An 8575-nucleotide genomic window follows, 5' to 3' on the forward strand; every position below is an offset into this window, starting at 1 on the left:
ACCGCGAAGGCGGACCGGAAGCGCTGGAGGATCGCCCCTCGGCGCCGAGCCGAGTATGGGGAAGGGGAGAAGTTACCGAGGCTCGAATACGGGCCCTGGTTCAGGCATCTGAACTCGAACCAAATTTCGTCGAGATGTCTGAGCGCGATGCCCTCCCCGAAGAATGGGACGCGCGCCGGATCGCCTATTTCGTCCACCACCCGCCGGCTGACCCTATTTCGGTAGAGATTGTTGACCCTGACAGCGGAGCGTTCATTGTTCAGGACGGCTTCCATCGGCTCGGAGCCGCCATTTTCAGGAAGGACGAGCTTATCCGCATCGCGCTTGGCGGCTACTGTGACGCTGACGTCCGCCTGAAGGCGTTTCCATGCCTCCAGACCGCGGCCTGACTCCTGTCGTTGCAACGTAGCCATCGCTAGAAATGACCACTCAAACGATCTACAATAGTGCGGCGTTAGCGGAGCGCAACAGCGACAGGAACAGCAGGTACTGCCCATGCAGCCTTCAACACTACCCTACGTGGAAGCTGGGACGCCCGATAGTGATGGAACGATTCACTTTTGGGATCGATCGAAGCACCGATCCTGGCTCATCAGTCAGGAATTTGCACGCCGGATAGAGCATGACCCTTCACTGCTTGAGGCGATGAGAACCTCGCTGCGAAAATGGCAAAACAATCAGTCGCTTGAAACCGCCTGCCGGACTTGGCAGCGCCTTCTCGGTGAGGGTGCGAAAAAGGTTGCGCACCAGATTACCGCTCTTACGCCAGAAGGTGAGTATCTCAGAGACACCCTCCCATCTCCGGGACCTCTGCCGTTGGAGGTTCTGCAGCAAATAACCGCCGTGCAATTGGAGCAGATCGCACACGGCAAGGTCGTGTATGAGAGCAAACGTTTTGCCCCCGTTTAACAGAAAAAAGGCTGAAGCCACCCTGCGACGATTACATGAAATCACTGGCGAAACCGAATTTTATTTCGTCGGGTCCAACGCAATTGTTGCCTCGGTCAAAGGTTCCAACCGGGTCGCAGCCACCATGACGCTTTCTCCCGAGATCGATGTGTTTCTCGGAAGCGATGACCCCGAAATACAATCCCACATTGACCACATGATGGGGGAAGGATCGACGTTCAATCATGAGAACGGCTTTTACGTCGACACGGTGGATGCCTCGACAGCTGCGCTCCCGCGGAACTGGAGGGCAAGAGCGGTCGAATGGAAAATACCCTACAGCCATCCTCGAGCGCAGGCGGCAGGTGCTCGGGGAAGGGTGGTCCCCGGCGAACGATGACGCGTACGAGCATTTCGAACTCGCGCGCGCCGCCGCCGCATATGCGGAAAGCGCCAGCGACAATAATCGCGACCGCGCGAAAATGCAGATGGAGCCAGTGAAACCGACCGCCCCAGGAATTTGGCCGTTTGACATCGAGTGGTTCAAGTCAAAAAGCCGGCGCTCTGACCTTGTCAAGTGTTCGGCGCTCGCTATCGCACAGATCGAGGCAATCGACCGCCGAGGCGCAGTCAACCGCGCGGAATTCGACGAAATAATCGCCAAAGGCAAAGATCGCAAAGCAGGAGCGGCCGAACTTGCTTCGCAAGGAAAGCCCGTCCGGCTCTACCGTCCCAACGGCGCCGCCGCCGCTGTCGCCGGTCCAGACTTCGAAAAGCCAGGCGTATCTCGCTTGACCTTTCTGGATACTCATGGCCCCACCGGCCACATGGAATTTCAGACGCTGGCCGGGGCGATCGAAGAGGGGTTGCGCTATTACTCGGAAACGCCGCTGCCTGAGCCTTAAGGGCAAACAGCATCTACGAGGCAAAGGGTGGCCCCAAAAGAGGGCAATTCACCGGTGAAAATGGTGAGGCCCAGGGCATTCCACATAGGATCGGTGATCCTATTAACCCTGGGCCTTACCTACACGCTTGTTGCTTACCCAATAAGACCACGGTGTTCGCGGACGAATTCAGCGAACTCAGCTTCCGTTGGGGCCTCGTAGCGGAGGTCACTCCACGGCTCCAAAAAGTCGCCGCGAAGGATTTTCGCGTGCAACCGCTCAGGGAACGCCCACTTTGGAAATCCAGAGTACGTCCGGCACTCGCGATGCTTGCCTAGATCACTACCCGCCCAGTTTCTGAGATCGAGAACTGAAAATCCCTCGAACCACTTCATAAATTTCTCGCCGCGGTGAAACGCGTGCTGCTGGTGATATGTCAGCCGCGAGATTGTGTAGACGTCCTCCCAGGCGGTCAGAACCTTTGCATGGTCGAGCGTGATTTCCCCCCGCTTGTACACGTGATGGTAGAACTCGACGTATTCTACGCGTTTCGCCAGCACCGGCCAGATCGAAGGCCTGTCACGCTCAATCCTGACGGCGCGCTCAAACTCTGTTGAGTGCATTCCCCACAGTGCATACGGCCGACGATACAGCTCGAGATACTCTGCAGCATCTTTCTGCATATCATCGCTGTCGGGAAATAACGCCGGCCCCACCCACTTGCCGAAATCCTCTTCACACATCCGGGGTGTCACATCCGTGGACCTTTTGTCCACATCGCGCGGATCAATTGGGTAAACCCACGGAAGACCGAACCCACGGAACGCCCGCAGCAGTTCCGGGGGAACCTTCGACGGGTCATGCGGATGAGAAAAGTCGTACGGCAACCGCTCGTATGTCGTCTCATCAATCTGATGCTTGAGCCATTCCTGGTTCATAGCTGCGTGTAATGTTCGCAACTCTCTGAGTGCCGGATCTGGCCCCTCATCAAACGGGTCGCGTTTGTATTTAATCCGCACGATTTCGACCCCAAACCGCTTCGCAGCAGGTTCCGGCTCGCCGGGCGGGAGATCACTCCCACCCTCAACCCCGTCAGCTGGGTATGGCTGCACATTCGTTTCGACAGCAAGCTCTGGCGCTGCATCGTGGGCGTCAGGCATCGCCACTGTCGAAAGCATCCGCCGCTCAAATTCCGGCGCAAGACCTGGCGCCGCAACACCACGAGCGGTAGAGGCGGTAACGGATGAAACGTTGTCGCAAACGGGATCGACACCACCCCGCTTGCGACGGACTGCATCACCGGCTGCAAACCGCAGGCGCCCGTCGGCCGTTTTAGCCCGCGTTTGGCGCGGCGGACGGGCCTCGTCAGACACATATTTCCTCGGATGCCCACGACCCCGTTTCGGCGCGCCCTTATATACACCATGCTGCTCCGCGGCCGCCAGGCCTGCGTCACGGTCGTAACGGCCCGAAGCAGTCGCGATCTCGATCACCCGGACTTCTGCTTTCAGAATGTCGATGTCGCGCTGCATCTGCATCTTCTCAGCGCGGTACCGTGCTTCAAGTGCTGCGAAGGCGGCCTCGGAACGGTCGAGACGCAGTCGCTTCCGCGCAACCTGCCTGACTGGCCTTTCAGTTCCCCAAACGTATTGTTCAGTAGCCATACCGTCACCAGCCTCGCCGAACTTCGGGTAATCGGAATTCGGCGCAATAACGCAATCAACGGGAATTATATCAGGGGCGAACCACGCGTCGCAACCCGCATGCGCCAGATATCGGCCAAACCCGTTAAACAGCCGCAAGTTGCGTGTTTATTAATTCCGGCCGCAGGTGGCACAGCACTTGTGAGCAATACGGCCCGCATGCTTCCCGGGCGCCCGATTGCGTCGTCAAGGCGCGTTACCCGCGGCTACCCTGACGGATATGGGGAGCCTCCTGCAACCGATCGGGTGTCCTTTCCGGCCCCAAGGATCAGAGCAAGCACGTTGGAGTGGGACTGGCCACGCACCGGATCTGCTTCTAACTGGAACATCGACGCTAACGCGGACTACGAGGCACCGCCATGGACCAGGACAGATATCCCGATCTCGGGCCCAAACTGACTGCCGATGACTTCCTCGATGCCATGAGGAAGGTGCACAACATATGGCCGCGGGCTGTTGCCGAAGGCTCCACCGGCTACGAACGCACCTGGTGGATTGACGATAAACTCGTTGCTCACCACTGGCCACAACGCAAACGCGCGCCCGAGCCGCTTTGGCTCAGGATACGTTCAGGATAACCCAACGACCCCCTGCGTACATAGGGCGACACTGTCGCTCGCGGCAGGTTTGAGTTCCTCACAAAGCGGAGGCTGACACTGACGCCCAAAAACCAGGTCAGGATCAGCAACGTGTGACGCGAACAGGCCGCCCGGTATCGGGCAATCGCTCGCGCATGTCGAAACCCACCCCTTGCTGGCGCCGCGACGTCACCCACTTGGGTGTTGTGGCAACCAATGCTTCTCAATATCCGGATGTTGCAAGCTCCAGCCGAAAAGGCGAAATGATATGGGTTTTGTTGACGCCATCCGGACAGTCCTCGAGGACAAGTACGCAACCTTTTCGGGGCGTGCTCCACGATCCGAATATTGGTGGTTTCAGCTTTTCTATTGGCTCGTTCTCTGCGCATTCGTTTTAATTTGCGGCGGATTGGCGACCATCATCACGGGCGACGACAAGACCGACACCTTCTATGCCATTATCGTCATCCTGATCGGTCTTTTCAGTTTGGCAACTGCTTTGCCAATCATTGCATTACAGGTCCGTCGTTTTCATGATCGCAACCTGTCAGGTCGATGGTATCTCGGCTTGGCTGTCGTCAGCCTGATACCCATCATCGGTTGGATGTTCAGTCCCTCAATCCTTGCGATTTCCACCCTCAAAGGGATCCGGGGGCCCAACAGGTTTGGTCCTGATCCGCTCACGGGACAGACCACAGCTGACATCTTCGACTGACACAATTGGCTGGGTGTTGAAGCCGCCTGCGGCGAGCAGGCGCACCTTTCCAGAGTTGGAGGCCAAACCCGGAGCGTCACCCACCTTGGGGATGCGTTCATGCCAAATTACCCACATGGTGTGGGCATGCACGCCCTTGTTTCCGAGGCTCAATCATGAGCAAAAACGCCCTGATCCCCCTCTGTCTCCTTCTGGGCACCGTCATACCAGCCGCGGCTGCAAACAACACGTCGACAGCAGCGGAGGTCGCATCTGATCGGGCCGCCGACATGAAACGGCGTCAGCCGACCCAGGCTGCCGGTCACTCCGTACCCCATTCAACGAGCATCGGAGAGACGGCAGAATTAGCCGGCCCTTCGCCCAAGGCGGTGGCGTACACGCCTGGGTAATGGGCCCACCCCTGGCGCCCAAACCCCAAGGTCCAACACGACGTGCTAATTCTGGAGTGAGGGCGTTGAGCAACCGTTGCAAGAGGCAGACTGAGCCGCGGCCGGACAAAACCCTGCCCCCGGCCTTTCGCTGCGGCTCAGAACTGGAGCAACTCGCTAGAATATGGTGTGCAACCTGGGCACGGATCAGCCCGCCGCAGTGCACACGCTCCATCCTCCGAGGCACTGACGTGAAGCACTCCTCCCTGTTCCCGCTCTCGGCCGCGCGAGTGCGTCGCCTTGCCGCCAACCTTGTCCGGTGTGTGGTTGTCCTGCTTGCTACAGGCGCTTTCCCCTGCTCAAGCTTCGCTGCTGAGTTGGCTCCCGTCACCCCTCTGAAGAGCCGGGAACTGCTGCTGGAGCGAGTGGTCTATCGAGGAAGCGATATCAAAGATGGGCCCTACGACGGAGCCATCCGCTCGCTCGCACTGATACGCACGAAAGACATCGGATCCAAAACAGGAGAGGGGAGACTTTGCACCGGCGTTCTGGTTTCAGAGCGTGTGGTGCTGACGGCAGGCCACTGCGTCGCAAACGCAGCATCGATACAGGTGGAATTCTTCCCAGATCCCCTGGCGCAGAAGGCAGAGAAAATCTCTGCCAGCCAATGGAAGGCCCACGCGCTCTTCAACGGCGGCGACTCAGGACCGCATCTCGACAACTACTCAGACGATCGGGCGGACCAGTTTCATGACATTGGGTTGATCATCCTCAAAAAGGCCCCCAAGCGCGGTGCACCAATGCAAATCGGGCGTCCCGATATTCGCGCCGATGGACCGGGCGTCCCGAGGCTCTACGCTTTCGGACGCGACCGGGACGATTTGTTCATTTTGCGCAAGAAGATATCGTACGTGGAACTTCCGCGTCATTTCCCTTTAAAAGGCGGCCTGCTTACCGACGGCTACGTTCAGGATGGCTCCGCATTGTGCACCGGCGACTCTGGCGGGCCGGTCATCGCTGCCTTGGGCCTCACAGACACAACCCCAGCCGCCCGGTATCTCATCGGAATTTTCGTTATGCACTGGGGGCCAGTGAAGCCCGAAAATTTCGCTGCAGCCCAAAGGCACTGGAACGGAGATAAAAAAATTCCACGCTGCGGTCGCAGGGCCACGTTTCTGAACGTCGCCCTCGAACTCGGCTGGATCTGGAGCACCCTTAAGGTACTGGATCCAAAAGGCGAGCACGCCCTTAAAGTTCACCTGGACCAGCTCTGAATGCACCCGCTCAATACGCCAATGGCCCAAGCCGTGTGACAAAATCTAGCTGTGACGCGCAGCCGGTCTTCGCCAGCACCCTTTTTACCTGCGACCTGACGGTCTCTACGGAACGCCCCTTCGCAGTTGCGATTCCGGACACCGACGTCCCCTGAAGAAGGTCCATGGCCACTGCTGCTTCGGCGCGGGTCAGGTCGTACAGCTCGCAAAGAATACTCGCTCCGATCGAGAGCGCCTTGCCGTCATGCGAAACGATCAGCAGCGCCTCGCTGCGCGCGAAGATATCACGCGCCTGACGCCGGACCGGGATCACATGGAGAATGCACGCCGGCAACCCGTCGCGCTTTGGAACCGCCACAGACCGCAAATCCTGCGTCGTGTCGCGCTGAATGGAGGACATCGCCGCATGCAACATGCGGTTCGCGACCGTATCCATGAGGGCAATCTTCCCGTGAGCTCTCGAGACGATCTGTTCTCCCAGTCCCTCGAAGAGACCGTTCACCCCAACAATTTTTCCGCCGTCACCAACGACAGCCGCCGGCGCGCCAGATTTCTCCAGACCGTCCAGCATGGCCTGCACACGTTCAAGCTGCAGCAAGGCCGAGAGCACTCCTGCCCGGGCCAGATGTGGCCGCAAAGCATCCAGTGTCTGAACGGTGCTTTGAGAAACCGGACCGTCCTCAAAGCGCCCTTCGACCGTCAGGACTACGGTATCTCCGGACGCCGTCTGGACAAACGTGCCTGAGCCCCAACCAAGGCCTTCCGGAATAAGCAGGTCCCGATACATCGGAAGATCCTCAAACTCAGAATCGTCAAACAGATCCTGGTCACGCACGAAGCCTGTCGTGCCCTTGGCCAGCATCCCAGCAAGACGGTCATTCCGGTCCATCCATCCTTCGTCAAACATCCGGTGGATTGAGTGCTCGATGACTGGGCTGCAAGCCCAGTTGGTGCGCTTTCCGGAATTGACAAAAACGAGCCCGCCAAGACACCCCGACAGGCTGGCAAGGCGATCAAGCGCGGCCGGCCAAAGCTCGGGAATAACCGACGCCTCGTACACCCGACCGATGAGATCCCCGTATTCTTCCGCGCCCAGCATGACAGCCCCCAAGTCGCCCCCATAACAAGCATTTGATGATGCAAGCGGGCCTGTCAACGACAGGATCACCCATAAGGGGGATGACCATTGAGTCGATATGCGGCCCGCGCGCTCGCGGGCGAGGCCTCTGAGCCTCTTTTCCCAGGAGAAGAAACCCGGCCGGCGCTGCCGGACATGCCGCCCAAACGCACCTAAAGCGCCATCGCGACGGGACACCACCCGGCCTGCGTCCAACACCCAGTCGATTTCCGTACAAGCCTGTCACCAACCACTGTAACCCGCCCGTTCATCACCGGAATGGGTGATGAAGAGACGTGCGTCGCCGCTATCCTTCCGTTCAAACCGATATGAACGGAGTGATCGAATGCCTCTCAAGCCGACTCTGGCAGTTGCAATTGCAATCCTGGGCTTCTGCCTTGCCGCCCCCGCCAACGCGGAGGAGGTAAAAAAAACACCCAGGTGTAAAAGTTGGGAGCAGAAGCTGAGTTCCCTGGAAGGCGAAGCATCGCGCCTGGGCAGTGAGGTCAGTTGCCGGAATTTGAAGCGGCTGGCCTCAATCGCCGATGACGCCAGCAAATTTTTCAACCAGTGCGTAGATGGCGGCGAGGAAAAGGCTGGGGCGTACCGTCAACTGGCCAACACGGCGCGCGCGCAGATCCGGGACAGCTACGCCGGTGGTTGCTGACGGGGTCAACTGACGACGCAAGATTCAAGCAACCGGGTAGGGGGCCACCACACACCTGAATCGCCGAACCAGAGGCCTTGATCCGACACTCTTTCACGGCTGACCTTAAAATAAATTGCGCGTCATCACCCAATCCGGTGATGACGCGGCCCTGCGGCCGAGTGAACTTCTTGGAGAATTTATAGCCTGATCGAGCGGCCAACATGCGTTCGTACATCAAGTGGACCGCCATACTAGCTACAACTTTTCTTATCGGCTTCGTATCCGCCATTGCGTGGGTCACCTACATCGATGGCAAACGCCGACAAGCGGCCTGGGACAAGGGGCCTTATACCAAGGCCTTCTGCCCCTGACTCATGCAGGGTTTTGTTGGGAGCGCGG

At 58.7% G+C, this 8575-nt stretch carries 8 protein-coding genes and 1 pseudogene; 7 read left to right on the plus strand and 2 right to left on the minus strand.

The features are described from left to right. The 4 genes and pseudogenes from IE243_RS21285 to IE243_RS21295 all read left to right on the plus strand — a co-directional run. Nucleotides 1-389, plus strand: a pseudogene (locus IE243_RS21285) (hypothetical protein); the annotation flags it as partial. Nucleotides 390-495: 106 nt separating this feature from the next. Then, the gene (locus IE243_RS21290; protein WP_191321319.1) at nt 496-909 is read left to right on the plus strand and encodes a hypothetical protein; all 414 of its coding nucleotides are present in this window, start codon (nt 496-498) and stop codon (nt 907-909) included. Further along, entirely contained in the window at nt 881-1288 is a 408-nt protein-coding gene (locus IE243_RS23250) for a hypothetical protein (protein ID WP_210319942.1), read from the plus strand. The genes IE243_RS21290 and IE243_RS23250 overlap by 29 nt, the downstream gene beginning before the upstream one ends. Continuing rightward, complete coding sequence (locus IE243_RS21295; RefSeq protein ID WP_191321320.1) at nt 1254-1793, plus strand: hypothetical protein; 540 nt, start codon at nt 1254-1256, stop codon at nt 1791-1793. The genes IE243_RS23250 and IE243_RS21295 overlap by 35 nt, the downstream gene beginning before the upstream one ends. A 134-nt stretch (nt 1794-1927) precedes the next feature. Here the strand turns inward: IE243_RS21295 and IE243_RS21300 are convergent, their stop codons facing one another. Further along, nucleotides 1928-3304: a hypothetical protein gene (locus IE243_RS21300; protein ID WP_191321321.1), complete on the minus strand. Its 1377-nt coding sequence runs from the start codon at nt 3302-3304 to the stop codon at nt 1928-1930. 1017 nt (nt 3305-4321) lie between these two features. Here IE243_RS21300 and IE243_RS21305 point away from each other — a divergent pair. After that, a complete protein-coding gene (locus tag IE243_RS21305) occupies nt 4322-4768 on the plus strand; it encodes a DUF805 domain-containing protein (RefSeq protein ID WP_191321322.1) in 447 nt (148 codons plus the stop codon). 619 nt (nt 4769-5387) lie between these two features. After that, the gene (locus tag IE243_RS21310; RefSeq protein WP_191321323.1) at nt 5388-6410 is read left to right on the plus strand and encodes a S1 family peptidase; all 1023 of its coding nucleotides are present in this window, start codon (nt 5388-5390) and stop codon (nt 6408-6410) included. A gap of 10 nt (nt 6411-6420) precedes the next feature. Here the strand turns inward: IE243_RS21310 and IE243_RS21315 are convergent, their stop codons facing one another. After that, nucleotides 6421-7509, minus strand: a complete 1089-nt coding sequence (locus IE243_RS21315; RefSeq protein ID WP_191321324.1) for a helix-turn-helix transcriptional regulator — start codon at nt 7507-7509, stop codon at nt 6421-6423. 364 nt (nt 7510-7873) lie between these two features. On the opposite strand from IE243_RS21315, the gene IE243_RS21320 reads away from it, so the two are divergent. Beyond that, a complete protein-coding gene (locus tag IE243_RS21320; protein ID WP_191321325.1) occupies nt 7874-8194 on the plus strand; it encodes a hypothetical protein in 321 nt (106 codons plus the stop codon). Nucleotides 8195-8575: the final 381 nt, after the last annotated feature.

This window comes from Camelimonas fluminis, assembly GCF_014656355.1.
Taxonomy (GTDB): domain Bacteria; phylum Pseudomonadota; class Alphaproteobacteria; order Rhizobiales; family Beijerinckiaceae; genus Camelimonas; species Camelimonas fluminis.